Raw genomic sequence first — 26,339 nt, forward strand, 5'->3', positions numbered from 1 at the left:
CTAAAATGATCTATGGCATTCCATTTCACCATACAATGGCATAACTATTTGTTTTTTATCATCTTTAACATTATTCTTGCCACAAATTGCCAATAACCCTACATACAAATAAACGGCCAATTCATGGCGATTTAAAAAAATTCAAGAAGATATTTTATCCACAAAAGCTGTGGAAGATCTCTGCATAAATCTGTTTATAACCCGACCAAATCCGCCATCTACGCACCTCTCAGCAAAACGCCTTAATAGCAGGCACTTTTGCTCAAGAACCTCGAGTACTCAGTTCAGATTTCGATTCTTCCACTCCATTTTACAATAGCCGCATTCCAACCGTATCAGCGAATCGCCGTCCCTTTTGGGTTAATTGCACACCTGTGTCCATCTGAAAAAGATAATCCTCTTTCACCAATGCTTCAAAAGATGTTGCCCATACTTCGTCTTGAGATGCCTGTTGAATCCAATCAATTGGCACGCCTTCAAGCAAACGCAACCCGAACACTATACGTTCTTTATCTTGTTGAGCCCGTGACAACCGTTCTCTGTTGGCAATGGGCAACTGCCCGGCCCCCAGGCGCTTCGAATACTGTTCGATACTGGGCACATTGCCATAGCGGATTTCTGAGACATACGATTGGGCACTCGGGCCTAATCCCAAATATTCCAATCCTCTCCAATACCGAAGATTATGTTGACAGGCACCCCCTGGCTTCGCCCAATTTGAAAGTTCGTATCGAGACAACTGCAGTGGCTCCAGTTGGGTTTCAGCCTGCTGCAGAAAACCCGCCTCATGATCCGGGTCCATCACTTCAAATAGCCCGCGCCGGAATTCCGTGTAAAATCGAGTCCCTTTTTCAAGTGAAAGCGCATACAAGGACAAATGAGAAGGATCCAGCTCCAGAGCCTGGGTCAGAGTCATTTCCCATGACAGCACTGTTTGGCCAGGGATCCCGTAGATGAGGTCAAGATTGATATTGGCAAATCCAGCCTGTTTCGCTATCTGTATGCCGGATATGACTTCCTCCATGATTCCTGAAAGTCCCAACATTGTCCGTTCCTGTTGATCAAAGGATTGGACTCCTATACTCACACGGGTCACGCCCGCCTGCTGAAGAAAATCGGCATACTGATCCGTGAGAGATTCCGGTGTCGCTTCGACGGTAATTTCACACTGTTCCGAGAGGGAAAACCCAGATTTGATGCTGGAAAAGATTGTTGCCAACTGTCCAGGATGTAAGACTGTGGGCGTCCCCCCTCCGAAATAGACCGTAGACACGGTTCGCTCACGCATTCCGGGTTGGCTCGCATACAGAGCGATCTCTCGTTCAATGGCCTCTAGAAATTGATCCACCCGTTGCTGGTCATGGAGGACAAGATAAAAGGCACAAAAATGACATCGTTTCTTACAAAAAGGAACGTGCAGATAAATACCAAGATCGCCCGCAACCCCATCGGGTTCGCCTAAGCGCTCACTTTTCTGTTCCATAACACTCATCTCATCTTGGACTTCATCTATCGTTCAACCAATTCCAAACCATTGCCTAGAGTTTAAAGTACGGGCATCCATAAGGAACCCAAGCCCCAGCTTGGAAGGGTGAAAGGACAAATATGGATATTGGCAGCCATCACCCTATTTTCCGTCATGATGGCGTTCTCGATAGACAGGACACATCCCCTTGCACTGAAGAAGGCTGGTGACCTCCGTAACCATTTTTCGATTGCCACAAACATACGCCGCCAGATGGTCTACATTCGGAAACTCCTGGAGCAGATGCGTCACGCGCCCTCTTTTTCCCCTCCAATGATGACCAGGTTGAGACAGAGTCAGGGTAAAGGAAAAATTTTTAAAGCAATCGGCCCACTTTTGCAACTCGTCCAAATAGTAGATATCCGACTCACTTCGAAGTCCCCATAGTAAGGTCATGGACTGAGGACAAGATTGCTCAAAGAGACTGGACAACATAGACCATAACGGTGCAATGCCGGTTCCCGTCCCAATAAATAACAGGTCTCGTTCAGGGTCCTCATGAAGGTGAAATGAACCAAAAGGACCGGAACAGTCAAGTTCTTCACCAACCGAATGCTCCAACGCAAAAGTCGCGCCCTTTCCTTTTTCTCCGGCATTAAAGAGTAATACGAGCTGATGAGAGGAACTGGGAAGTGAAGCCAGCGAATAGTATCTCAGGTAGGAGAGGCCAGACGCTCCATAAGGGATGGTCACAGCAATTGATTGACCCGGGAGAAATTCTAAGGTCGGGCTATCCACTAACTCCAAGATCAATTCTCGAACATCCTGAGTCAAATGCCGAACGCGAAGAACCTTGGCCCGAAATCGTCTGGGGGTCATGCCTAGGAATGTAGAGAATCTTGTGACATCTGGCAAGAGCCTCACATCGAGATTTTCTCCATCAGGGCAGAGAAATCAACACTGGGATGCTCCTGACACTCGTTTTGTCTTATTTAGGAAATGCTGTCTGGGGTTTCAGAGGATTGTGCTGGTTAATGCGATTTCTCAAAAACGGTGAGGACCTCACAGGTCAACGGAACCGGCGAGATCCAATAAAAAGGCATAGATCATCGCGGTTTCCTCATAACGTTTAAACCGGCCGGAGGCTCCGCTATGACCTGCATCCATATTAGTTCTGAGCAAAAGGCGTTGTTGATCGGTCTTCAGCGCCCGCATTTTCGCCACCCATTTTGTCGGCTCCCAAAATTGTACTTGTGAGTCGTGCAAACCTGAAGTCACCAAAAGGTGAGGATACGACCGGGGTTGAAGATTATCGTAAGGCGAATAGGAAAGCATGTACTCATAAAACTGTTGTTGGTTGGGATCCCCCCATTCATCATATTCTCCGGTCGTCAGTGGGATATTGGGATCTAACATCGTGGTCACCACATCTACAAAAGGAACCTGGGCCACCACACCATGAAACAATTCAGGCCGCATATTCATAATTGCCCCCATCAACAAACCACCAGCACTTCCACCCAGAGCGAATAATTTTTGAGGTGCGGCGTACCCTTGTTGAATAAGAAATTCGGCACAGGCGATAAAATCCGTGAAGGTATTCTTCTTGTATAAGAGCTTACCGTTTTCATACCATTGTCGGCCTAGCTCCTCCCCACCTCGAATGTGGGCTAGCGCATAGACAAAGCCACGATCCAGCAAACTGAGACGGGGGGAGCTAAAGCTTGCATCCATGCTCGCACCATAAGAACCATAGCCATACAATAACAGAGGATGCGTGCCATTCGGGGCAAAACCTTTTCGGTAGACCAGGGATATAGGAATGGAGATACCATCTGGCGTTGAAGCAAAAAGACGTTCCGTCTGGTAGTGGCTAATGTGAAAATTCCCGAGGACCGGCTCTTGTTTGAGAAGAATTTTTTCCCGTGTTTCCATGTGATAGTCATAGATGGTCATGGGAGTGGTCATGGAGGTATATCCATACCGTAGATAGGAAGTATCGGCTTCCAAATTATCCCCCAAGGTGGCCAGGTAAGCCGGCTCTCCAAAATCCAATTCATGCTCAGAGCCATCCATAGTCCGAATCATTCGAAGGTGGATGAGTCCCTGTCTTCGTTCTTCTAGCACCAGGAAGTTCTCAAACAGCTCGAATCCTTCCAAAAATACATCCGGGCGGTGAGAAATAACTTCTTGCCACTGCGTGAGATTCGTCATATTTGTTTCAGTCCGCATCAAACGAAAATTTTTGGCCTCATCATTGGTGCGAATAAAGAAATGATCGCCAAGATGATCCACATCGTATTCATGTCCGCGTTTCCGTGCCTGGAAAATTTGAAATTCGCCTTCCGGATGATCCGCATTTACATACCGGTACTCACTCGTGATGGACTGATGCGATCCGATCATCAGGTACCGTTTGGATTTTGTTTTTTCGATAGAAACCGAAAAGGTCTCATCCGCTTCTTCATAGACCAACGTGTCCAGCTCCGGATTCGTTCCCACACGATGACGAAGGATCTGGTTTGATCGCAATGTTTCAGGGTCCTGTCTGGCATAAAAAAGTGTACGATTGTCATTTCCCCACTCCATATTCCCAGTCACCGAAGAAATGCATTCATCAATTGTCTCGCCCGTTGTCAGATTTTTAAATCCGATAGTAAATATACGCCGCCCTTGGGTATCAATGGCATAGGCCAGAATATCTTGGCCGGGACTTACCGCCCAATTCCCCAAAGAAAAATAATCATGCCCCCGAGCCAATTCGTTGCCATCGACCATGATGGATTCGGGATTCGTTAAGGATTTCTCTTTCCGGCAATAGAGGGCATATTCCTTTCCCTCTTCATATCGAATGTAATACCAAAAATCTCCAAGCCGAAACGGAACAGATAAATCCGTTGGTTGAATGCGGCCACAAATTTCTTCAAATATGGTCTGCTCCAAATCTCTGGTATGGCTCCTCAACGTGGCGGCATACTCATTTTCGGCCTGTAAATAGGCCAAGACTTCAGGATTCTCACGATCTCTAAGCCAATAATACTCGTCGGTTCGGACGTGACCGTGATGTTCTAGCCGGTGCGGGACCCGTTTAGCACGGGGTGGAGTGGGCATCAAGGGACTGGACTGGGAGGGACGCATTGTCATGAATTTTCCTTATCGTAAGAGTTTCAGATTGTTACGTTTCGTCAAAATTTTTGGGGTTTTGTCGTACCCGCTTCACGCGAGTACGAAGTTTTTTCTCTTCCAAACGCTTCTCACGCACTCGGTACGGCACTCGGGTTGCCACCCGGGGTTTTTCAGGACGCAAGGCGTCCTGCAGAATTTTCACAAACTTTTCCAATAAATCAGCCCGATTGGCCGACTGGGTGCGATGTCGTTGAGCCTGCAGCCTCAGAACCCCGTCTTGATTCATCCGTTGTCCAACCATTTCGGCAATTCTTCCTTTTTGATAGGAACTCAGAACGGTAGTATGCTTGACATCAAACTCCAAAATGACCCGACTATTCACCTTATTGACATGTTGACCACCAGGACCTGCGCTTCGGGCAGCCGAAAATCGCACATCAGAATCAGGAATGCAAAGATGGGAATTGATCACAATTGGCATACTGATTCCGGTCAAAAATGAGTCTGTTTTTCTTTCTTTGTGTCTCGGTCAGGGAATATTCCCACGACACCGCGCAATGATGGAATACGTTAAATACTCTCGAGAACCCATAAGGAGGAAGCCTCACTCGAAAAAAGAAAAGCAGGAACCTTATTAAGATTCCTGCCTTTCAAAATCTTCCACTTTTTGAAACTCTACGTCAATCTGTTAGCATGGCACTGTATCCTGTATAATTTAAATTTCGCAACCAAACTAACTCACTGAATTTCAGCCAGCATGGCCTTGACATGGGACTCTTTGAGCTTTTTTAAGGCCACAACCTCGATTTGACGAATCCGTTCACGAGTCACGGACATGGACCGCCCTACCTGCTCTAACGTCCAAGCTTCATCCACTCCAATTCCAAAGCGCAAACGAATGACTTGTTGCTCGCGAGGAGTCAAAACCTGAAAAATCTGATTCAACCATTGGGCATTTGATTTACGGGACACTTCTTCGTCCGGAGATTGGCACGCCAGATCAGGAATTAATTCTCCTAATTCTGTCTCTCCATCAACGGATGGAGCATCTAGAGATATTGGTTCCTGAAACGCTTCAATCGTTTCTTTCACCCTATCGCCGGTCATCTCCAGATGGTGTCCAATTTCTTCAAAGGTAGGCTCTCGGTTAAATTGCTGGGCAAGACGCTGTGCAGTTTTGGCGATTTTGGTGGATGCCTCATTTGTATGAACCGGCACACGAATGGTCCGGCTTTGATCGGCAACCGCTCGCGAAATACCCTGGCGAATCCACCAGGTGGCATAGGTACTGAATTTAAACCCACGGGTGTAATCAAAGCGTTCTGCCGCTTTCATCAGTCCAATATTCCCTTCTTGCACAAGGTCTAGGAAATTCATCCCTCGCCCTAGGTATCGTTTCGCGACATCTACGACCAAACGAAGATTCCGTTGCACTAAGGCATCTTTGGGTTCTTCGATATCTACCCGGACTTCATCAATCGACCGACGAATTTCTCCAAACTGCCGACTGAGCTTTTGGGCTGCTTTGCCATACATCGCTGAGAGAGACTCGATGTTAGACAAACACTCCAGGATGTTTTCCACCACAGGAGCTGAATACCCATTGAGCTCTTTGAATTTCGTCAATTCTTCTTGAAGCGACTTAACCTCAGGCTGTGGACTCAGCCCTTGGGAAAGCTCTAGAGCTTGCTGTAACAAAAGTCGAAGATCGGCCGTTCCCTGGTACAATTGGGTGGCAAGCGCTAATTCCTCCTGAGCATTCAAAAGTGGGCGCGAGCGAAACCCTCGAAAATACATAGATTCTAAATTTACCGACCCGGGTTCAGCAATGGACTTTGAACTCTCCTCCTGATCCATATCCATCTGGTTTATGGAATTTCGATACCTTACTGGAGTCCGCTTCTTAGATCGGCCCTTATGCAAAGACGATGTGTGGTTTTTTGGTGTTTCCGTGAATTGTGAAGCCGTTTGAAGTGTGATCATGAATTCCCCCTCCGAACATTACAGGGTTAGAGCCCACAAGACTTGGCCGTTACATGAATTTGTGCAGGCAGATCAACCAGGATGCAAATGGATCCGGACGTTGCCATTCAATGCAACCAAGAACTCAATTTCTGGCAACGGAAATTTTACTTTTGTCATGCCTGGTCAAGGGTCGTCTCCCTTCAGATTTGCTCAGTACAGGGAAATGTACCACCCAGAGATGAAAGAGAAATTAGGGGAAAATTAAAACTTTTTAATAGAGCGAGAAGTGTTTGTGTCTTTCACTTTCGCCGGGGAGGGAGCCAAAGGCAGGAAAACCGTAAAACAGGAACCACCATGAACGACACTTTGAACCTCAATGGTCCCATGATGAACTTCCACAATCCACTTACAAATCGCCAAACCCAGTCCTGTCCCTTTTGCCGCATGAGCACGCGCTTCATCCGTACGGTAGAACCGATCAAAAATTCTGCCATGATCCTCAGGGGCAAGACCAATACCGTGGTCCCGAACCACTAGTTTTCCCTTGTTTCCGGCAACACTCAAAGAGATCTCCACCGTTTGTCCTTCTTGAGAATATTTCACGGCATTGTCGACCAAATTTAAAAGTAATTCCCGCAAACGCAGATCGTCTCCCTGAACAACGACGGGCTCAATGGCTTCGAGCACCGTGTGAATATTCCGTTCCTGGCCCAATACCAAGGCCTGCTGTTGGATTTCTCGCACTAAATCGTCCAACTGGACTGGGAACATCTTAAGCTTAATTTCTCCAAGATCGGCTCGCGACAGGAATAAGAGCTCATCCACAATCCGGCTCATGCGGTCAATCTCCTCCAAATTACTCTCCAACACCGCCCGATAATCTTCTGCTTGCCGCGGTCGCCGCAACGCCAGCTCAGTCTCCCCTTTTGTAATGGTTAAGGGTGTCCGAAGTTCATGGGACGCATCCGCACTAAACTGCCGGATTTGGCGGAACGACACTTCCAAACGTCCAATCATGTCATTAAAGGTCGAGGCTAATTGTCCGATTTCATCGTTGGAATGGGGAGTTTGAATTCGTTGGGTCCAATCCCCAGCCGCAATACGTTGGGCGGCTTGCGTAATAGCATGAACCGGGCGCAACGCCCGTCCTGCCAAAAACCACCCTCCGACCAAAGACACAAGTAAGGCCAAAGGAGAGGCGATATAGAGACCGGCTAAGAGCCGATGCAACATTCGTTCTGTAGGATAAAGAGATGTCCCCACACGTAAAATATTCACCAATTGATCATCTTGACGAATAGGAACCGACAACAATCGCAGTGGAACCCCTTTTTCAAATTGGACGGATTCAAACGTTGATTTTCCATCAAGAGAGGCACGGAAAGATGTCTGACTCAATGGAATCTCTCGGCTTTGAATATTAGCCGACTGAATCGTCACTTGCCCCGCCGGCCCAAAAATTTGAAAAAATTTATCCAAAAGCGCAATTTCAGGAAAGTCCTGAGATAAATCTTCAAAAATCAAAAACGGGCCAAACCGATGTTCTCCCAACGTTCGAATCGCCACAGCGGCAGCCTCATCCAACGAGGCATCTACCTGTTCCCGAAGTGCGCGGGACATCACCAAATATAAAGCCACGGCAAAAAGAACCAGAATTAAAGCTAATGCAGATCCATACCACAAAGTTAATCGAACTCGAATCGAGGTGGTTTTCACCCGTCCGACCTCATCATATATCCGCTCCCCCTAACCGTTTGAATTAAACTTCGTTCTCGTCCTTTATCGATTTTATTTCGCAAGTAGCTAATATACACATCAATCACATTTGTAAACGTATCAAAATCCAAATCCCACACATGTTCCGTAATCATGGACCGCGTTAACACCCGCCCCGCATTTCGCATTAAATATTCTAAGAGCGCATATTCTTTAGTTGTGAACTCAAGTCGCTGGCCCGCACGAGTCACCTCCCGGGTAACAGGATTTAATATCACATCATCCACCTGAAGAATTCCGGTTGGTGCCCCTCCAGCTCGACGAAGGAGCGCTCGAGCTCTGGCGAGCAATTCTTCGATTGCAAAGGGTTTCGTTAAATAATCGTCAGCCCCCGCATCCAGTCCCTTAACCCGTTGGTCCACTTCTGAACGAGCCGTTAAAATAAGTACCGGAGCTTTGACACCTGCAGCCCGAGCACGTTTAAGCACTTCCAATCCAGGCAATCCCGGCAACATTAAATCCAAAACAATCAAGTCATAATTGACGGCCTGAGCCCAATCCAACCCTCCTGGTCCATCTGCGCATACATCGACCGCATAACTTTCTTCCTCCAGCGCACGCCGGATAAAGGAAGCCACCTTTGGTTCATCTTCCACGACTAAAATACGCATCTTAGGAAAAGCATACCATCTACATACCCGGACCGAGAAGGGGAACACAAAATGAGTGAATGGAGAATAAAGGATATGGCAAAAAAAAAGGCCCCGTCATAATCCATGACGGGGCCTTACCATTTAAAATATACTCAAATTAGAGATGATCTACTAAACTCCGAAGTTTGTGACTGCAACTCGGATGACGAAGCTTCTTTAGAGCTTTGGCCTCAATCTGGCGAATCCGCTCACGAGTCACGTCAAAATCCTGGCCAATTTCTTCCAATGTATGATCGGTACTATCACCAATCCCAAACCGCTTTCGGATCACAGTCTCTTCGCGAGGGGTCAGCACACCCAAGGCATTCGCAATCTGACGTTGCAGATCATACCGGTTTGCCGCATCCATGGGAGAGACTGCATTTTTATCTTCAATCAAATCCCCTAACTGGCTATCCTCTTTTTCCCCGATCGGCGTTTCAAGAGAAATGGTTCCCTTGGAAATATCCAACATCATGCGGACCTTTTCAGGAGTTAAGCCCATCCGTTCGGCAATTTCCTCTGGAGTAGGTTCACGTCCTAATTGTTGCACTAACTGTCTTGCCGTCCGTGCTAGTTTAGTATTGGCCTCAATCATATGTACCGGAATACGGATGGTACGGGCCTGATCAGCAATAGCACGTGTTACACCCTGGCGGATCCACCACGTTGCATAGGTGCTAAATTTATATCCACGCTGATACTCAAACTTATCGACAGCCCGCATTAATCCGATATTGCCTTCTTGGATCAAATCGATAAACTGCAATCCGCGATTCGTATATTTTCGGGCAATACTGACCACCAAGCGCAAATTAGCCTCGATCAATTGCGCCTTCCCCCGCTTCACTTTTTCCTCAGCTGTCTCAAGAATAGTCAGAGCAGCCGTAAATTCTTCCATCGGCATACCCAGCACCTCATTCTGAAGGCGCAAGAGGGTAGCCTTCCCCGCTTCAACTTCTTGTTTTAATTTTTCAATTTCTTCCGGGGTTAATTGTTGCTTGCGCCTCAGGGAACTTCCCTTTGTGGTAGCACGTGGTTTTTTCCCAATCACCTGAATACCGTCCTGCCCCGCAAGCCCAAGCCTTTTAGTATGACGTGCAGTCATCATTTCAACTGATCGAATTTCCTGACCAATGTCTTTAACACGTCTTAACATCTGATCTTTAACCCGCTGATGCAGATTAAGAGCTTCAATTTGATCCACAAATTGATCGGCCAAAACAATCCGGCGCTTCTCAAGTTGTGCCTTGCTATTTTTCGTTGTTTGCCCATCCCGATTTTGGGTGTAAAGGGAAAGCAATCCACGCCCAAGCTTTCGAACCGTTGCCAGACTCTCTAGCGTTCGGAATCGGAGTTCCTCATCTTCCTGTTCACTAGCCATGGCCTCTTCTTCAACTTCCTCATCCTCCAGGGTCTCTTGGAGGAGCACAATATCTCGAACACGGATCTCCTCAAGTTTTAATTGATCGTGAAGTGATTCCAGGTAATGGATATTTAGCGGCATGCCGTAGACGGCACACGCCAACTCACGCTTGCCTTCTTCGATGTGTTTCGCAAGTTCAATTTCGCCTTCACGGGTGAGCAATGGCACTCGCCCCATTTCTTTCAAATATAACCTGACCGGATCATCGATACGAGTAGGTTCACCTGGGGTCAAATCAATATCAAGGGAAGAATCCGCTTCCTCATCGGAATCATCTGAATCTTCTTGACCCGCGTTCTTTTTTAAAGCTGCCAACTGCGAGGCCGTCCGTTTTGAAGGATCGATCACTTGAAGATTGACTTCATGCAACTCACTTAAAATCGTATGTAATTGATCAGAGGTAATCTGATCGGCAGGGAGAATGTGCGTTAGGTCTTTTATGGTGACATGCCCTTTGGGCTTGCCAATCTCAATTAATCGTTGAATCACCTCCGGCAATGACGCTGTCTTCCCCATTAACATAGCTCCTTCAAAATTAAATAGCTTAACCTAAATCATACCACTTTTAGCCTGAACCAATGGGTAATCCTATCAATAGGATAAACCTATCGCTGTTCTCTCGTCCTTTTTCTTAATGGACCACATTAGAGTGCAGAATGGTGTGCTAGCGTTTATAAAGATTTAGAGAGGAATCGCACTCAGCCTATAGACTTAAGTACGTCATATCCTCTTTGAGGCGAAACCAGGAAAAAGACCTATTGTTCAAAAAAATAGAAGGTAAAAATACAAGGCGCAATTTGATAACACTATATAAAAATTTTCCCTATAAAGTAAAGTTAAATTTTCTAAGTGAAAAAACATAAAACCCTAGCATATTGTACTTATTGCCTTATCTGAAAAATCTATCGAATTTTCCCCCTACAATCATGAATAAATGTCTGTTTTTATTAAGTTGTTGGATTCTTAGGCTCAGGCAATCGATAGATGGTATTAGCTTACTAAAATGGACAAAATTTGCAGAAACTATCAAGAAAATACTGTTATCTCCGACAAGATAACTTAGAACCCTTTTCCCGAATCTAAAAAGTCTCTGAACACAGGAACGAGCTGAAATGGGGAGAACGCCGCAATCATGATTTCACTTTTGTTGGTTGAAGATAACCCAAAAGAAGCGTTGGTTATTAAAAATATGCTGAAAGAAGGCCTCCAAAACCAATTTACGTTGAAGCATAGTCGTTCTCTCAGCGACGCTCTCAATCTTATTCAACAAAATCAGTTTCAAGCCATTATTCTGGACTCCCATCTCCCGGACGGCAAATCATTTGAATCCATTCCTCAATTTCTGCAGTTTTGCCCTGATGCCCCAGTTCTGATTTTAAGCGGGGTGGAGGAAGAAGACCAGGCTATTCAAGCCGTGAAAAGTGGAGTCCAGGACTATTTAATCAAAGGCCAGACCAGCAGTTCGACTCTTTGCCGGGCCGTTCGCTATGCCATGGAACGCCAGAGAGCCACCCAACGCATTACCCAGTTGGCTCATTACGACCATCTGACAGGACTCGCAAATCGAGGTCTTTTTTATGAACGATTAAATTGTGCGGTGGCTCGCTGTCATCGGAACGATACGGCAATCGCTCTGATGTTTTTAGATCTGGATCATTTCAAAGACATCAACGACACACTCGGCCATGATTGTGGGGATTCCTTACTCAAAACCGTGGCCGCACGCATCAAAAAATGTATCAGAGAAATTGACACCGGTGTCCGATTGGGCGGAGATGAATTTGCCGTCCTTTTGGAACAAATTGTGTCGATTGAGGACGTGGCCTCTGTTGCACAACGTATTCTTCACCTACTGGCTCAACCCGTCATCATCAAACAGCACCAACTGCATGTGACTGGAAGTCTCGGAATCACCATCTACCCTTGGGATAGCGCCAATCCCCAGGAACTTTTATCTCATGCCGATGCCGCAATGTATCGAGCTAAAGCCCAGGGAGGAAATACCCATCAATTTTACACCGCCGGCATGAAAACAGCTGGCCTCGATGGCTCCACGCTTGAGATGGAACTCAGTCGAGCTTTGGCCAAAGAGGAATTTCTCCTCCACTATCAACCACAAATGAATCTTCGCACCAAGCAAGTCATTGGCATGGAAGCTTTATTGCGTTGGCATCACCCCTACCAAGGCCTCATTGGGCCGAATCAGTTCATTCCTCAAGCGGAGGAAAATGGCATGATCATTCCCATAGGTGAGTGGGTTTTACGTACAGCCAGCAAACAAGCTAAATACTGGGAAAAGCAGGGATTTCCGGCTCCTCATGTCGCTGTAAACCTCTCAGCCAGACAAATTCATCAGGGAAATCTCCCTGCACTCATGCAAGATATCCTCAAGCATTCACATCTAGACCCGGAAAATCTCAAACTGGAATTGACAGAGACGTTTCTAATTCATGAGACAGAAGGAACCATCCAGACGCTTCGTGAACTCAAGGCAATGGGCATCCACTTGTACATTGATGATTTTGGAGCAGGTTATGCTTCGCTTCGATACCTGAAGTCATTTCCCATAGACGGCATCAAACTTGACCAAAGCCTCATTCAAAATCTTCCACACAGTCCTAACGATGCCGCTATTGTCATGGCCGTCATTTCTCTAGCCAAAGCCCTGGGGCTACAAGTCATTGCCGAAGGAGTGGAATCACAAGAACAAGTCGATTTCCTGGAAGAATATGGATGCGATGCGATGCAAGGGTATTGGATTGCGCCGCCACTCCCCGCTAATGAAAGCACCCAGCACATGGTGCACATGTCATAAGGACAGTCGGCTCACACCTTCTCTCTTTATCCTTAAAACTTCGGTCATCCTTTCTCTGATATTCTCACTCTTCACTCTGAATTTCCCAATCGGTTGTTGTCTTTCAAATTGATTCTGAATTCCACTGCTTCTTGCAGATTTTCCTATCAGCCCTGATTGAAGGCCGACATAAGGAGAGGGGTCTAGGCCCTCTAATACTCATGGCACAGCTCGGCGCCCGTACGGAGCGCTCAATTTTTTCGTGACCGGGGCAATCCTTATTGGGATCATTCCATCAGTATTATTCAGACGAATCAGCAAAACTTATTTCGAATGTTTGAGCGATTGCACGGCCATATAAAATTCGGAGCCGGGAATGGTCCCGGACTCACCATTGTGAAAAAAATCGTCAAACACCCTGACGGAATGGCTTTCCTGGGGATGATTATCGTCACCATGCGGCCCTTCTCACCGAACGAATCCGGTTTCGAAGCCTAGAATTAGGCAGTGGCCAACAGTTATATTGTGAAAACTTTTAAAAACGATAACCCATTTGAAGGCATGGTAAAGTTATAACAATACCGGTTTACGTTAGGCATTCACTCGAAACTGGGCAAAGAACCCCCACTGAATAACCCGCGGTAATAGAGGGCCTTGCAATTGATTGACGAATGCATCTTTGCATTCCCTCCCAATCTCAGTTGCTTCACTTACATTCATGGGATTGCCGTCAACCATGCCAAGCCGTGTTGAAAAACCTCAACTCACCACTCTCCGGATTTTTATCGTCGATGATAGCCCCATTGACCGATCCACCTATACTCGATGGATCCGACGCAAAACCTCATTTCGCCTCGACATTCAGGAAATGGAAACAGGAACCCAGGCATGGAAAGCCTGCAGGATCTCCCCGCCTCACTGTCTGCTTTTGAATGACCAATTGCCGGATATGACCGGATTAGAATTCCTGGCGAAAATACGGGGAACGCACTCACAGTCGAAAACTCCCATCATTTTTCTCACCGGATACGGTAGTGACGAAATGGCAGATCAGGCCATTCGATCCGGCGCACAAAAGTATTTCAACAAAAACACCCTAACGGAAAAATTCCTCTGGCATCATATGGAACAAGCGATCGAGCAGGTCATCACCATCCCTCGCATACGCTCTCTTGAACGTCAGGCCAGCATCATTCTGCAATCATCCAGCGATGGAATCCTTGTTGTCGGACATGACGGACTGATCCGGTATTCCAATCCTGCAGCAGAGCATCTCTTCCAAAGGACATCCGAACAACTCAACGGATCCCCCTTTGGTTTTCCGATCTCCGCAAACCAGACGACGGAAATTGGCATCATGGGCGAATCCGGTCAACCGACTCCTGTAGAAATGCGAGTTGTCCCTATTGAGTGGGATGAAGAACCCGCCTATTTGGCCTCACTGAGGGATGTGACAGAGCAGCGAAGGGCCGAAGACGAACGACGCCGTCATGAGATCGAACGCCAGTATTCACAAAAACTGGAAAGTCTGGGAGTGCTCGCCGGAGGAATCGCTCATGATTTCAATAATCTCCTGATGACTATTGTAGCCCGCTCCGGCCTGGCTCTTCGCGCTCTTCCTTCTGACGCTCCAGCTCGGGAACACTTGGACTTCATTGAAAAAGCCGGTCTTCGGGGTGGGGAATTGGCCAATCAAATGTTGGCATTTGCCGGACAAACCCGCTTAAATTTTCAAGTCATCAATCTTCCAAAACTCCTCGAAGACATGACCCCTTTCCTCCGGGCAACCCTTTCAAAACGACTAACGTTCGAATACGATCTCGCCCCCTTTCTTCCGCCCATTCGAGCCGATCAAGCTCAATTGCGCCAAATCATCATGAATATTGTGATAAACGCATCAGAAGCCTATGGAGAAGGAGATGGCGTCGTTACCATCCGTACATTTGAATGGGAACCTACAATAGAAAATTTTCAGAGTTGGTATGTGATTGGAGAGCTCCCGGATAACCGCAGCGTTGCCCTGACCATTCAGGACACTGGATGCGGAATGGCCTCGGAGACAATCCCGAAAATATTTGACCCGTTTTTTTCGACCAAACTTCCTGGACGCGGGCTTGGACTCGCAGCCCTTCTTGGACTCGCTCAGGCCCATGCCGCCACCATTGCCGTCCGAAGTCAACCAGATGTCGGTACAGAATTTACGTTACTGTTTCCCGCCACCACGCCCCATCCTTCAACAAAGAAAGGACCGGTCTTCTCAATTCCCACTCAGGAGGCCTCACTTCCCAAACAATCCATGGTGTTGGTGGTTGATGACGAAGAAGACGTTCGGGTGGCCTGTTCGATGATCTTTGAAGAAATGGGATTGCAAACATTAGTCGCCTCTGATGGACAAATCGGCATTCAGGTCTTCGAGCAACATCAACACGAAATTATGGTCGTGCTCTTAGACCTCACGATGCCGAACATGGACGGGCGACAATTCCTCGAACACATCCAAAGGCTTAATGCGACCATTCCGGTTATTTTGTCCAGTGGATATTCCGAGGAAGAAGCGATGAAAAGATTTCTCAACCCGGACATGGCAGCGTTCATTCAAAAACCCTATCAAGTGGAAACACTCATCGCCAAAGTCGAAGAGATCAGGCAGAGACAAACGACGTCCTCCAATAAACCTGGTCTGTAGGAAGGCCCCCCTCCATGCTCCACCATCTTCCAGCTCGCATGGCTGCGGAAAAAGACAGTCACTACACAGCCACAAATAATGCCAGTCGATCCCGAAGGACACGGCACACAGACCGTCCGGCAACTGCCTTTTCTCCTTGAGACCGTTCATGCTACATACTTCTACCCGAAATTCGACCATGTAAATTTGCTCAATTCATCTATCAGAACAAGGCTTTCACATGACCTATTCTCATGACCTCATCATTATTGGAGGGGGCTCGGCAGGCTATGCGGCCGCTCGCACCGCTCAAGCTCAAGGAGCCGATGTCGGCATTGTCGATCAGGGTCCGTTGGGTGGCCTCTGCATCTTAAGAGGATGCATGCCCACCAAAGCCATTCTCCGCTCCTCCGATCTCGCGGCACTCATCCGCCGTGCACCGGAATTCGGGCTTCACTCAACGAACCTTCAAGTGAGCCTCGCAGCCATTATTGATCGAAAAAATCGGTTAATCAAGGAATTTGCTGAAGATCGCATTCAAGCCCTCAAGCATCCGCGATTTACCCTTTACCAGGAACATGCCCATTTTGTTTCGCCAACGATCATTCAGGCCGGTCACCAGCGGCTATCCGCAAAGGCCTATATCATCGCGACGGGGTCTGTGATCTCACACATCCCCATTCCAGGATTAGAAGAAGCCGGATACCTCACCAGCGATGAGGTATTAGAGCTTGATACCATGCCTGAATCCATGATCGTCCTGGGAGGAGGGCCGGTCGCGTTGGAACTCGCTCAATTTTTTTCTCGCATTGGCGTTAACGTCACGCTGATTCAACGAAGCGGCCACATTCTCTCGGACTCGGACGAAGATCTGGTTCGGCCAGTTGAAGCACACCTTCGGGCTGAAGGAATGACCGTCTACACCAATACACGCCTCCAACATATCAGCACTTCCGGCGGAACGAAGACCGTCCACTTTCTGCATCAAGGCCAACCACAGCAAGTCAGCGCTACGACAATCCTCCAGGCCCTCGGCCGCCGCCCAAATATCGACGGCCTTAATTTGGAGGCAGCGCAAGTCGCCCATCAAACGAATGCCATTTTCGTCAACAAGGACATGAGAACATCTCAACCACAGATTTTTGCCGTGGGAGATGTCAACGGCGGGTATGAAATCGTCCATATTGCCATCGAAGAGGGCGAAATCGCCGGATGGAATGCCGTTCATCCCAATCTCCCTCCTAAACATTTTGATTCCCGCCTCAAAACCCAGGTCGTCTTTACTGATCCCCAGTTGGCCAGCGTGGGACTGTCCGAGCGGGAATGCCTGGACCGTCAACTCCCCTATCTTGTCGCTTCTTACCCCTTTAACGACCATGGAAAGTCTCTCTGTCTGGGCGAAACGTATGGACACGTGAAAGTGCTCTGTCATCCTGAGTCTGGTGAGATTCTCGGTGGACACATCGTTGGACCGGAGGCTTCAGAACTTATTCATGAATTGATTGCCATCATGCACTTTCATGGGACAGTCCACGATCTTCTCCGCATTCCCCATTACCATCCAACCCTAGCTGAAATTCTCACCTATCCTGCTGAGGAACTCGTCGGAAAATTACCCTCCGTCTAGGATGACCATGCACACTTAAAAGAAGCCCTATGTCGGGATGACTCGAACAGTGGTTACAAAGAGAAAGGAATCGCTTTCTTCACTATTCGAATCTTTCTCGTAACAAATGCCCCTGAAGCGCGACTACAGCTCAATATCGCCGAAGACGCCGCTGGATAATCTGGCGTAAGGTCCACTATTGGAGAATTGCCATGAAAACCCGCATAATGGAGCCTCACATGTCCCATCCGTCCGCCACCCCAACCGACTCGTCCAATCCATTGATGGGAAAGGTTCTCATAGGGAGTATTCTGCTGGCAGGCATCGGTGCGTTTTTCTATTTTGATCTGGGCCACTATCTCTCTCTGGATGCCTTAAAGGCCAATCGAGACACCCTACTAGCTTATACCGCCTCACATTATGAAATCGCAGCCGCGGTATTTATTCTCATCTATATCCTCCAGACAGCCTTCTCACTTCCCGGCGGAGCCATCCTCACGTTGACGGGAGGATTCCTATTTGGAAGTCTGATGGGAACGCTATTCGTCAATATCGGAGCCACCGCCGGAGCCACGCTCGCCTTTTTGGCCGCCCGCTATTTGCTCCACGATTGGGTGGAGCGCAAATTTGGCGACCGGCTCGGGACCATCCAAGAAGGATTTGCCAACAATGCGTTTAATTACCTCATGACGCTTCGACTCATTCCAGCCTTTCCTTTTTTCCTCGTGAACCTGGTGTCCGGCCTCACCCGTGTCAACCTCGGCACTTATGTCCTGGCGACGTCCATTGGCATTATTCCCGGCAGCTTTGTTTTTGCCTTTGCGGGCCGCCAATTGGGCACAATCAATTCCTTGAGCGAAATTGCCAGCCCACCGGTCTTACTCGCCTTTACGCTCCTGGGCTTGTTAGCCCTCATGCCGGTGGCCTATCAGAAATGGAAGAAGACTCACAGTGGAATCATCAACCCTAAATCGTAAATGACTGAACCCCTTACCAAACTAGAGGCCTCAGATGAACACCCCACAATCACCAGCCCATAGCGGTTTAGTCCTTCCCCAGGACCACTATAACCAGGAGTTGGTCAACAATGTGCATCCGCCCCAATGGCGCAATCCTACCCCGTCCGGACGATATAACCTCGTCATCATCGGAGCTGGCACAGCGGGATTAGTCACCGCTGCAATTGCGTCAGCCCTCGGAGCCAAGGTGGCGTTGATTGAACGGCACCTGATGGGGGGCGACTGCTTAAACGTAGGATGTGTGCCCTCCAAAGGCGTCATACGGGCGGCCAAAGCCTGGCACGCCGTCAGAGAGGCCGAACAATTCGGTGTGCATATTTCCGGTGAGATCAAACAGGATTTTGGTGCAGCCATGGCCCGCATGCGTAAACTGCGTGCCCGGATCAGTCATGTCGACTCAGCGCATCGCTATACCAAACTCGGAGTGGATGTCTTTATCGGGAACGGCAGGTTCACCAGCTCGGGCACCATTGATGTGGATGGAACCACATTGCAATTTTCCAAAGCGGTCATCTGCACGGGTGCCCGCGCCACCGCACCACCAATTCCAGGTTTGGCCAATACATCGTATCTCACCAACGAAACCATCTTTTCCCTGACGGAACTTCCTGAGAGACTGGGAGTGATCGGTGCCGGCCCGATTGGCTGCGAGCTGGCCCAATCTTTTGCCCGATTCGGCAGCCAGGTGTTTCTAGTGGAAGCCATGCACGGCATTCTTCCCAATGAAGATCGCGACGCTGCCGACATCGTGGAGCAATCGATGTTGCGGGACGGCGTGCAACTGCTCTGTTGCGGAAAAGACTTGAACATTCACTCAGCGAACGGCGCCAAACACCTCGTGGTGGACTCGCATGGCACACATTATGACATTCCAGTTGATGACATTCTGGTTGGAGTCGGCCGCAGTCCGAACATCGAAGGGTTGGAGCTGGAGAGGGTCGGGGTCGAATACGACAAAACCGGCGTGAAGGTCAACCACCGGCTTCAAACCAGCAATTCCAAAATATTTGCGGCAGGAGATATCTGCTCTCCGTTTAAGTTCACGCATACGGCCGATGCGCAAGCGCAAATTGTCATTCAGAACGCCTTGTTTCCTCATCCGTTCGGCCTCGGCTATGGCAGCACGGAACACCTGGTGATTCCCTGGGCCACCTATACCCAGCCGGAAATTGCCCATGTCGGTCTGTATGAAAAGGATGCGAAAGACAAAAACATTCCGATCGACACCTTCACATTTCACCTCAACGAAGTCGATCGGGCTATTCTCGATGGAGAAGACCAAGGCTTTGCCAGAGTCCATGTAAAAAAAGGGACCGATACAATAGTCGGAGCCACCATCGTAGCGGCCCATGCGGGCGATATGATTAGTGAATACACTCTGGCCATGAAGGGAGGCCTGGGACTCAACACCATCGCCGGCACCATTCACCCCTACCCGACCCAAGCGGAAGTTGTCAAAAAGTCGGCGAACGCCTGGCGAAAAACCACCCTGACGGAAGGAAAAAAACAGTTTCTCCGCAAACTCTTTGCATGGACCCGGTAAGGTCATGTCCCATCAAGCACCTCACCCTAGTATGTTGTGGCCTTTGAACTGCTCAGGGCGAACGGAGTCGGCCCAAAAATGATTTAAACACACTCAGGCTGTATTGGAAATCAGACATGACACCTATCACACCTCGACCCGCATTCTTCTCTGTCCTCACAGTCGTCTTCGGACTCTTAAGCCTGACCCATTCAAATGCGGTCATCGCCGCAAGTCCCGATCAAGTCGTCGTCGGCAACTTCTCCATTGCCACACCGGGCGAACCATTTCCTCAAGGATGGAAACCGCTGATTTTTGAAAAAATTCCAGAACATACTCAATACGACCTGGTCAAAGACGAACAGCAGGTGGTGGTCAAGGCCATCAGTCGTCAATCATCCTCCGGCCTGACACGGGAAATCTCGATCGACCCAAAGGAATATCCGGTCATTGCGTGGCGATGGAAAGTCGAAAATATCCTACAGAAAGGGGATGTCGCTCAAAAATCAGGAGATGATTATCCGGCACGGCTCTACATTACCTTCCAGTATGACAGCAGTCAGGTCGGGTTTTTTGAAAAGGCGAAATTTGAAACCATCAAATTGATTTATGGCCAATATCCCCCCATTGGAGCCATCAATTATATTTGGGAAAGCAAAAGCCCCATCGGCACGATTGTTCCCAATCCTTATACGGACCGGGTCTACATGTTCGTCACCCAAAGCGGAAGTGCCAAATTGAACCAATGGATAACCGAGGAGCGCAATATTTATGAAGATTACAAGAAAGCATTCGGAGAAGATCCCCCAAACATCTCAGGAGTTGCCATCATGACCGACACGGATAACACCAAAGAGTCGGCCGTCGCCTATTACGGGGATATTGTGTTTAAAAAATCCGGAAAGGAATGAGAGAAAAAGAGGGGGAGAAGACATTAGGAGAGAAAAAATTTCTGAATCGACCCACTTAAGGAAATCGTTGCACTCTACTGCTCAGGCATCAACAATCCCTCCTCACATATTGAGTATCAATAATCCGGTTCATTTCCAACCTTCCATTTAATACTACAGCCTGCACTAGGCTTTTGCACCACGGCAACAGGTTTTTTATCCAGAACGGCGTCCAGGGCCATTCGTAAATCCCGCCCGGTCACGGGCTTCCCGTTTCCCGGCCGGCTGTCATCCAATTGTCCCCGATACACCAGTTTGCGTTCTTCATTAAACACAAAAAAATCCGGTGTACAGGCCGCTGTCAAAGCCTTCGCCACCTCCTGAGATTCGTCATAACAATAGGGAAAATGAAAATCCAATTCCTCCGCCATTTCCTTCAGTCTTGTGGGAGAATCCTGAGCATAACGTTTCACATCATTACTACTGATCGCCACAATGCCAACATTTTTCTTTTGATAATCTCGACCGAGTTTGGCCAATTCCTCCTGCACATGAACGACATAAGGGCAATGTCGACAAATACACATCACCAGGATGGCCTGCTTCCCGACGAAACTTTCATGAGACACCATATGCCCTGTCCGAACATCCGGTAGTTCAAAGTGAGGCAAGGGCGTCCCCAACGGAAGCATCGTCGAATCTTTCAAGGCCATGGTTCACTCCTTTAGGTTAATCAAGACGGATGGGTTCGTGTGAACGAGTACGGTCAGAAAAATTGAAGTCCTGTTTACCACATCGGATGGATAGAGAGAAGGGGGCCACGGGTCTTCACTGCGATGCATTAATCGGTTTCAGAGTTGACGGAAGACTGAGGGGAACGCTGCTTCCAGGCTCGAAACCGCTCAAGAAGCTCCTCTTTCACATGTTGAGGGACGGGCTCAGGAGGCAATTGACGTAGAGTCGCAATGGTGTATTTCATTTGACGTAAATAATTACGGCAGGCAAAGCACAGACCCAAATGCATTTGAAATCGAATCCGCTCCATAAGAGTCAGCGACCCATCCAGGTAATCGGTAACGAGTTGGGCGATTTCCTGGCAGGAAAAATTTCCCACCATGTACCGCATAAGTTTGTGTTTCAAATTTGTATCCATTGTCCTTAGATGTTCTTTCCCTGAACATAGGGATTAAGCTCCCGGCGCACCCTGGTGCGCGCCCGGTGTAACAGCACCCGTTGATTGGTCTCACTGATCTCAAGGATGTTACAGACTTCTTCAGAGCTGACACCCTCGATATCGCGCAAGGTCATCACCTGCCGCTGCGTAGCCGGCAAGTTTTCAATCGCGGTTTCAATAGCTGCCCGGCATTCCTTTGACAGTAATACCCGTTCCGGTGTATCCGGTTCCCAGTTATGAGGTGGATCTTTCCAATGACCCATTCTGGAACCTTCTGCCACGAAAAGAGAATCTTCCAAGGAAGGCCCGTCATCGGCATCCGGAGAAGAAGTGCTCAACCCGGACGGCTCATAGCGACTTTCTCGTATTCCTCGTGTTTTGGCCCGATTCGTCAAAATCCGGAAAAGCCAGGTTTTAAAAGATGACCGGCTCTCAAACCGGTGAATCCCTTCAAATACCCCCATCCAGGTTTCCTGCACAACTTCTTCGGCTACAGCCCGGCTTGGGACATAGGACATGGCTAACCGCAATAACGAACCGGAATACCAATCCATCACGGCCGCGAACACCTGCTCATCACCAGCTTGAAGAGCCCGCACCAACCCTGGTTCATCAAGTTTGAGCTTATCGAGCACAGTGTGAGGAGAGGGAGAAATGAGCAACCTCTGAACATTTGAAGTGCTGCCAACAGGGACAAGAGGATTATCCTTGGCCTGAAAGTCACAATCAAGGGCTTCCTCAAAAGAAATCTCGTCTGGAAGATCCATTCTTCTAAGCAGACACGAGGAACCAATAGAAAAAATAGGCAGGCACTGCAGATTGACAGTCAAACGGATTATTGCATGATGGCAAGATCGAAGGGAAAAAGAGAGAAGGGGCAGCCGGTCGGACGCCTGGATGCGTTAGGTATCCTGGAAAATTTGGGCAAGAATGCCCGTTCGGGTCGTGGTTTTCGTTTTCTTGAGAAGATGGCGAACATGTTCTTTTACCGTATGTTCACTAATCTCCAGATGTCGGGCAATTTCCTTATTGGTCCATCCCTCACTGATATATTTCACAATTTCTACTTCCCGACTGGTCAGACGATACTGCTCCTTGGCCTGGTTAGACACCACCCGCCGTTCACGTCCGATTTTCTCCATGATGATGAGCATACAGGCTTCATCTTTTTCTGTATGGGCCGCTAATGGGAAACCCCTCAGTAATACGGGCGTTTTCACATCGCCTGTCACCCGTCTCAACTCATGCTGGCCCTCGACCAACTGGCTCTCGGGGTTGTTTAAGAGTGTCCGAAGGGATTCACATAACTCCAAGACATCGGCAGGCCACACACCTCGCGCCTCGGCATCATACGCGTCTCCCATGATTTGGCGGCTTAACGTTTCTGCTTCGGCATTCATAAACAGCACGTCTCCGGATCCCGAAAAGAGCAACACCCCGGGAATTGATCGTCGGTCGGCAATTTCCTGGAGCCGGGACAGACCATTTCCCTGGGTAGATTTTGGAACAGTCGTACAAGGAATGCCGATAGATCGTCGACTCAAAGTGTACTCCGTGGACCAGGTTATGTAGCGATGTAAAAATCCCCTACCAACAGCCTGCAAGGGAGCAACAACTCACGGTGCTTGATGCCCCGCTACCGCTACGAATGATCTTATTGAACTGTTTTCGGAGTGTGGCAGAAGAAACTTAAATAAACAGAGGAGGATGATAAAGAAAACTTCCAAGATGCGGCACAACGCGGAGGAGCCATGAAGACTGAAGCCTTTCTTGCCTTTGCCCCATGAGGCAAGAAGGAAAACACAAGTCTTACAACGAACAATCTTTCTTCAAGCCGGATTCCGGTTCGGAAAAACCACCCGCCGGCCCACACAGCCCGTACAGGTCACCGACCCTCCTCTGCAGAACCCAAATCAGGGGAGAGTGCACATACTAACAACAATACATAACTGAAACTCGGAGAAGGCGCCACTGCCCAAACGACGCTAACCGCGACCCCCTGCTGAAGGGTTTAAAACCGGGCAGAGGTCAAGATCACATCCGCATCGCTCCATACCTGCCGAAACGACTGAAGGACGGTTTCCGCCTCATCGGTTTTTCCCTGAGCACGTAAACTCTGTTCCAATCCGAAAAGCGCCCACCCGTTTTGAGGATGATCCCGGAGATCTTCTCGAAATATGCGCTCAGCTTCGCCAGCTTTTCCGGCCTCCAGGAGCACCGCACCCAACACCTGGCGCGAGGAAATGTACCAATCCTTCGGTTCCGTATAATTCAATCCGTCTTCAAATTCGACTGCGCGCTGCAACTGCCGCACCGCCTCCTCATAATTCTCATGCCCTGCCGCGATTTCTCCTTTCAGAACAGCCTCCGCAATGGCCAGGATATCGGCGATATTATTCAGATCGAGAATTGTCAGCTTGGCTACAGCGGGGTCACGGGCAATCTCTGAAAGTTTCGTGGATTCCTGTTGGGCAGCCTCCAGTTTCCCCTCACGCACCCATGCTAATCCACGGGCGTAATGCCAAATAGCCGTGGGATACCGTAAATCCCCTGGAGGCGCGGGCTCAGCGAGAATGTTCGACCACTGCCCGAATGCAATTTTGGTATAGAGGGGAATAGTCCAAAAATGTTGAATGGAGCCGCCGATGCCGGGAGCGCGCATCATCTCAGGCTTGACGGACGCCGCGGTCTCAAGAGCCGCCTGCATCGCCAGCTGCTGTTGCCCAAGCTTAATCGCCGCAGCCCAGAGGAAATGTGAATTGTGAGGAACATAGGCCGCCGTATACAGACTTTCCTCGTGAGCATGGTTCAAATAGTGCGCATCAACTTTAACAGCATGTTGATTGGCCAATACCGCATCTCGATACCGCCCGACTCGAATATAGATATGAGCGGGCATATGGACAAGGTGTCCTGAGCCAGGAACAAGGGCTGGCAATCGTTCAGCACTGGGAAGAGCCTTCTCGGGATGGGATGAGGCTTCCATGATATGAATATAGAGATGATTGGCCAACGGATGGCTGGCGGATTGGTCTAACACGGACTCCAGCGTCGAGACTATTTCCGGTGTCCAGGGTTTAGGCTCTCCTCCCCTACTCCAAAAATCCCAAGGATGCAGGTCCATCAGCGCTTCAGCTAATAACGCGCCAATGGTCGGGTCATCGGGAAACTGCTCTGCGACAGTCCGCATCGCCTCGGCATAGGCCACATCAAGTGGGGAACGATCGGCCACCACCTCTTTGGAGTAGCGCTTCGCCAGCGCCTGGATGAGCGCGGCCTCTTTTTCCGTGGTCTGATCCCTCAGCGCGACCGCCTTCTCCATGGCTGCGAAGGCCTGGGGAACGACAGAAGGATCCATCGGCGCATTGATATTCGGACCGAGTACCAACGCCTCACCCCAATAACACATGGCGCAGTCGGGATCGCGCTTTTGAGATTCCCGGAAAGACCTGGCGGCTTCGGCATGATTAAAGCCAAAGGACAGAATGAGACCTTGATCGAAATACCTCTGCACCATCGCTCCATTGGAGGAGATCGGAAAATGATGGCTCCCTAATCCCTCCTGAAGGAGAACGGACTCTGCCAAGCCTTGATTCGGAAAGGGCATGCCCATTCCAGACAGAGCAACAATACACAGGATTGAGAACACCTTTGAATACATAGGAATTTCCATATGACTCCTCCTCATCGATAGACCTAGCATCAGGGATGCGTATTATAGATCTTCTTATCGCAATTGACATTTTATGGGCAACATGTTTTTTCTGGTGATTCGAACTTTTCCTCCGCATTTCTGATTGACTACGCTCTACGGATTGTCCCATATAGTGTTTCAACAGTATTTTCGTTAGGCTACCCGGCCAGTAAATATTTCGCCGGCTAGGTCGGTTGATGAGAAAGAGCCTCTTGCCGACATTGAAAGGATTGTGAGGATGACCTATTTGTATTTGTTTTTGGCTATTGTGGCAGAAGTGATTGCAACCAGTTCACTCAAGGCAGCCGAGGGTTTCACCAAATTAGGCCCAAGCCTGTTAGTCGTCATTGGATATTTCGCGGCATTTTTTTTGTTAAGCCTCGTGTTGAGAAGCATGACGGTCGGCATCGCTTATGCCATTTGGTCAGGTGTTGGCATCGTTCTCCTGGCGCTCGTCGGTGCAGTCGCCTTTCGGGAAATTCCAGATACGCCGGCAGTCATTGGAATGGGGTTGATCATCGCGGGGGTGATTGTCATTCATGTCTTTTCCCAAACCGTTCGGGTATAGGACGCCCGTCCTACCCC

21 protein-coding genes are annotated in these 26,339 nt (G+C 48.7%); 8 read left to right on the top strand and 13 right to left on the bottom strand.

Annotated elements, in window-relative coordinates; all coding sequences use genetic code 11:
• Positions 1-310: 310 nt before the first annotated feature.
• The 8 genes from hemW to rpoD form a co-directional block, all read right to left on the bottom strand.
• Positions 311-1,483, bottom strand: coding sequence for a radical SAM family heme chaperone HemW (gene hemW, locus PP769_RS17170; protein ID WP_312642452.1), 1,173 nt, complete (start codon positions 1,481-1,483; stop codon positions 311-313).
• A gap of 144 nt (positions 1,484-1,627) precedes the next feature.
• Positions 1,628-2,344 (bottom strand): FAD-binding oxidoreductase, encoded by a 717-nt coding sequence (locus PP769_RS17175; protein WP_312642454.1) that lies wholly within the window; start codon positions 2,342-2,344, stop codon positions 1,628-1,630.
• Between the two features lie 183 nt (positions 2,345-2,527).
• Positions 2,528-4,609: a S9 family peptidase gene (locus PP769_RS17180; protein WP_312642456.1), complete on the bottom strand. Its 2,082-nt coding sequence runs from the start codon at positions 4,607-4,609 to the stop codon at positions 2,528-2,530.
• Positions 4,610-4,640: 31 nt separating this feature from the next.
• On the bottom strand, positions 4,641-5,072 hold the full coding sequence (gene arfB / locus PP769_RS17185; protein WP_312642458.1) for an alternative ribosome rescue aminoacyl-tRNA hydrolase ArfB: 432 nt from the start codon (positions 5,070-5,072) through the stop codon (positions 4,641-4,643).
• 257 nt (positions 5,073-5,329) lie between these two features.
• The gene (locus PP769_RS17190; protein ID WP_312642460.1) at positions 5,330-6,574 is read right to left on the bottom strand and encodes a sigma-70 family RNA polymerase sigma factor; all 1,245 of its coding nucleotides are present in this window, start codon (positions 6,572-6,574) and stop codon (positions 5,330-5,332) included.
• A gap of 243 nt (positions 6,575-6,817) precedes the next feature.
• Positions 6,818-8,272: a sensor histidine kinase gene (locus tag PP769_RS17195; protein WP_312642462.1), complete on the bottom strand. Its 1,455-nt coding sequence runs from the start codon at positions 8,270-8,272 to the stop codon at positions 6,818-6,820.
• Positions 8,269-8,943, bottom strand: a complete 675-nt coding sequence (locus PP769_RS17200) for a response regulator transcription factor (protein WP_312642465.1) — start codon at positions 8,941-8,943, stop codon at positions 8,269-8,271. The genes PP769_RS17195 and PP769_RS17200 overlap by 4 nt, the downstream gene beginning before the upstream one ends.
• A gap of 139 nt (positions 8,944-9,082) precedes the next feature.
• A complete protein-coding gene (gene rpoD / locus PP769_RS17205; RefSeq protein ID WP_312642467.1) occupies positions 9,083-10,906 on the bottom strand; it encodes an RNA polymerase sigma factor RpoD in 1,824 nt (607 codons plus the stop codon).
• Positions 10,907-11,522: 616 nt separating this feature from the next.
• On the opposite strand from rpoD, the gene PP769_RS17210 reads away from it, so the two are divergent.
• The 7 genes from PP769_RS17210 (at position 11,523) to PP769_RS17240 (ending at position 20,907) form a co-directional block, all read left to right on the top strand.
• Entirely contained in the window at positions 11,523-13,205 is a 1,683-nt protein-coding gene (locus tag PP769_RS17210) for a two-component system response regulator (RefSeq protein ID WP_312642469.1), read from the top strand.
• 312 nt (positions 13,206-13,517) lie between these two features.
• The gene (locus tag PP769_RS17215) at positions 13,518-13,682 is read left to right on the top strand and encodes a hypothetical protein (RefSeq protein WP_312642471.1); all 165 of its coding nucleotides are present in this window, start codon (positions 13,518-13,520) and stop codon (positions 13,680-13,682) included.
• Positions 13,683-13,920: 238 nt separating this feature from the next.
• Positions 13,921-15,870 (top strand): ATP-binding response regulator, encoded by a 1,950-nt coding sequence (locus tag PP769_RS17220; RefSeq protein WP_312642473.1) that lies wholly within the window; start codon positions 13,921-13,923, stop codon positions 15,868-15,870.
• A 220-nt stretch (positions 15,871-16,090) separates the two neighbouring features.
• Positions 16,091-17,476, top strand: coding sequence for a dihydrolipoyl dehydrogenase family protein (locus PP769_RS17225; RefSeq protein WP_312642475.1), 1,386 nt, complete (start codon positions 16,091-16,093; stop codon positions 17,474-17,476).
• 191 nt (positions 17,477-17,667) lie between these two features.
• Entirely contained in the window at positions 17,668-18,432 is a 765-nt protein-coding gene (locus PP769_RS17230; RefSeq protein WP_312642477.1) for a TVP38/TMEM64 family protein, read from the top strand.
• A gap of 34 nt (positions 18,433-18,466) precedes the next feature.
• Complete coding sequence (locus PP769_RS17235) at positions 18,467-20,017, top strand: mercuric reductase (protein ID WP_312642479.1); 1,551 nt, start codon at positions 18,467-18,469, stop codon at positions 20,015-20,017.
• Between the two features lie 116 nt (positions 20,018-20,133).
• A complete protein-coding gene (locus tag PP769_RS17240) occupies positions 20,134-20,907 on the top strand; it encodes a DUF3047 domain-containing protein (protein WP_312642481.1) in 774 nt (257 codons plus the stop codon).
• Between the two features lie 116 nt (positions 20,908-21,023).
• Here PP769_RS17240 and PP769_RS17245 read toward each other — a convergent pair whose 3' ends face one another.
• The 5 genes from PP769_RS17245 to PP769_RS17265 form a co-directional block, all read right to left on the bottom strand.
• Positions 21,024-21,599, bottom strand: a complete 576-nt coding sequence (locus tag PP769_RS17245; RefSeq protein ID WP_312642484.1) for a thioredoxin family protein — start codon at positions 21,597-21,599, stop codon at positions 21,024-21,026.
• 128 nt (positions 21,600-21,727) lie between these two features.
• Positions 21,728-22,027, bottom strand: a complete 300-nt coding sequence (locus PP769_RS17250) for an anti-sigma factor family protein (RefSeq protein ID WP_312642486.1) — start codon at positions 22,025-22,027, stop codon at positions 21,728-21,730.
• A gap of 17 nt (positions 22,028-22,044) precedes the next feature.
• Complete coding sequence (locus PP769_RS17255; RefSeq protein ID WP_312642488.1) at positions 22,045-22,827, bottom strand: RNA polymerase sigma factor; 783 nt, start codon at positions 22,825-22,827, stop codon at positions 22,045-22,047.
• A 135-nt stretch (positions 22,828-22,962) separates the two neighbouring features.
• Positions 22,963-23,604, bottom strand: a complete 642-nt coding sequence (locus PP769_RS17260; protein WP_312642490.1) for a helix-turn-helix transcriptional regulator — start codon at positions 23,602-23,604, stop codon at positions 22,963-22,965.
• Positions 23,605-24,071: 467 nt separating this feature from the next.
• The gene (locus PP769_RS17265) at positions 24,072-25,733 is read right to left on the bottom strand and encodes a tetratricopeptide repeat protein (RefSeq protein WP_312642492.1); all 1,662 of its coding nucleotides are present in this window, start codon (positions 25,731-25,733) and stop codon (positions 24,072-24,074) included.
• A 259-nt stretch (positions 25,734-25,992) separates the two neighbouring features.
• Here PP769_RS17265 and PP769_RS17270 point away from each other — a divergent pair, with 259 nt between their 5' ends.
• Positions 25,993-26,322 carry a DMT family transporter gene (locus PP769_RS17270; RefSeq protein ID WP_312642494.1) on the top strand — a complete coding sequence of 110 codons (330 nt, stop codon included), beginning with the start codon at positions 25,993-25,995 and terminating at the stop codon, positions 26,320-26,322.
• Positions 26,323-26,339 lie beyond the last annotated feature (17 nt).

Origin of the sequence: Candidatus Nitrospira allomarina (assembly GCF_032050975.1) — a bacterium.
GTDB classification, from domain to species: Bacteria; Nitrospirota; Nitrospiria; order Nitrospirales; family UBA8639; genus Nitrospira_E; species Nitrospira_E allomarina.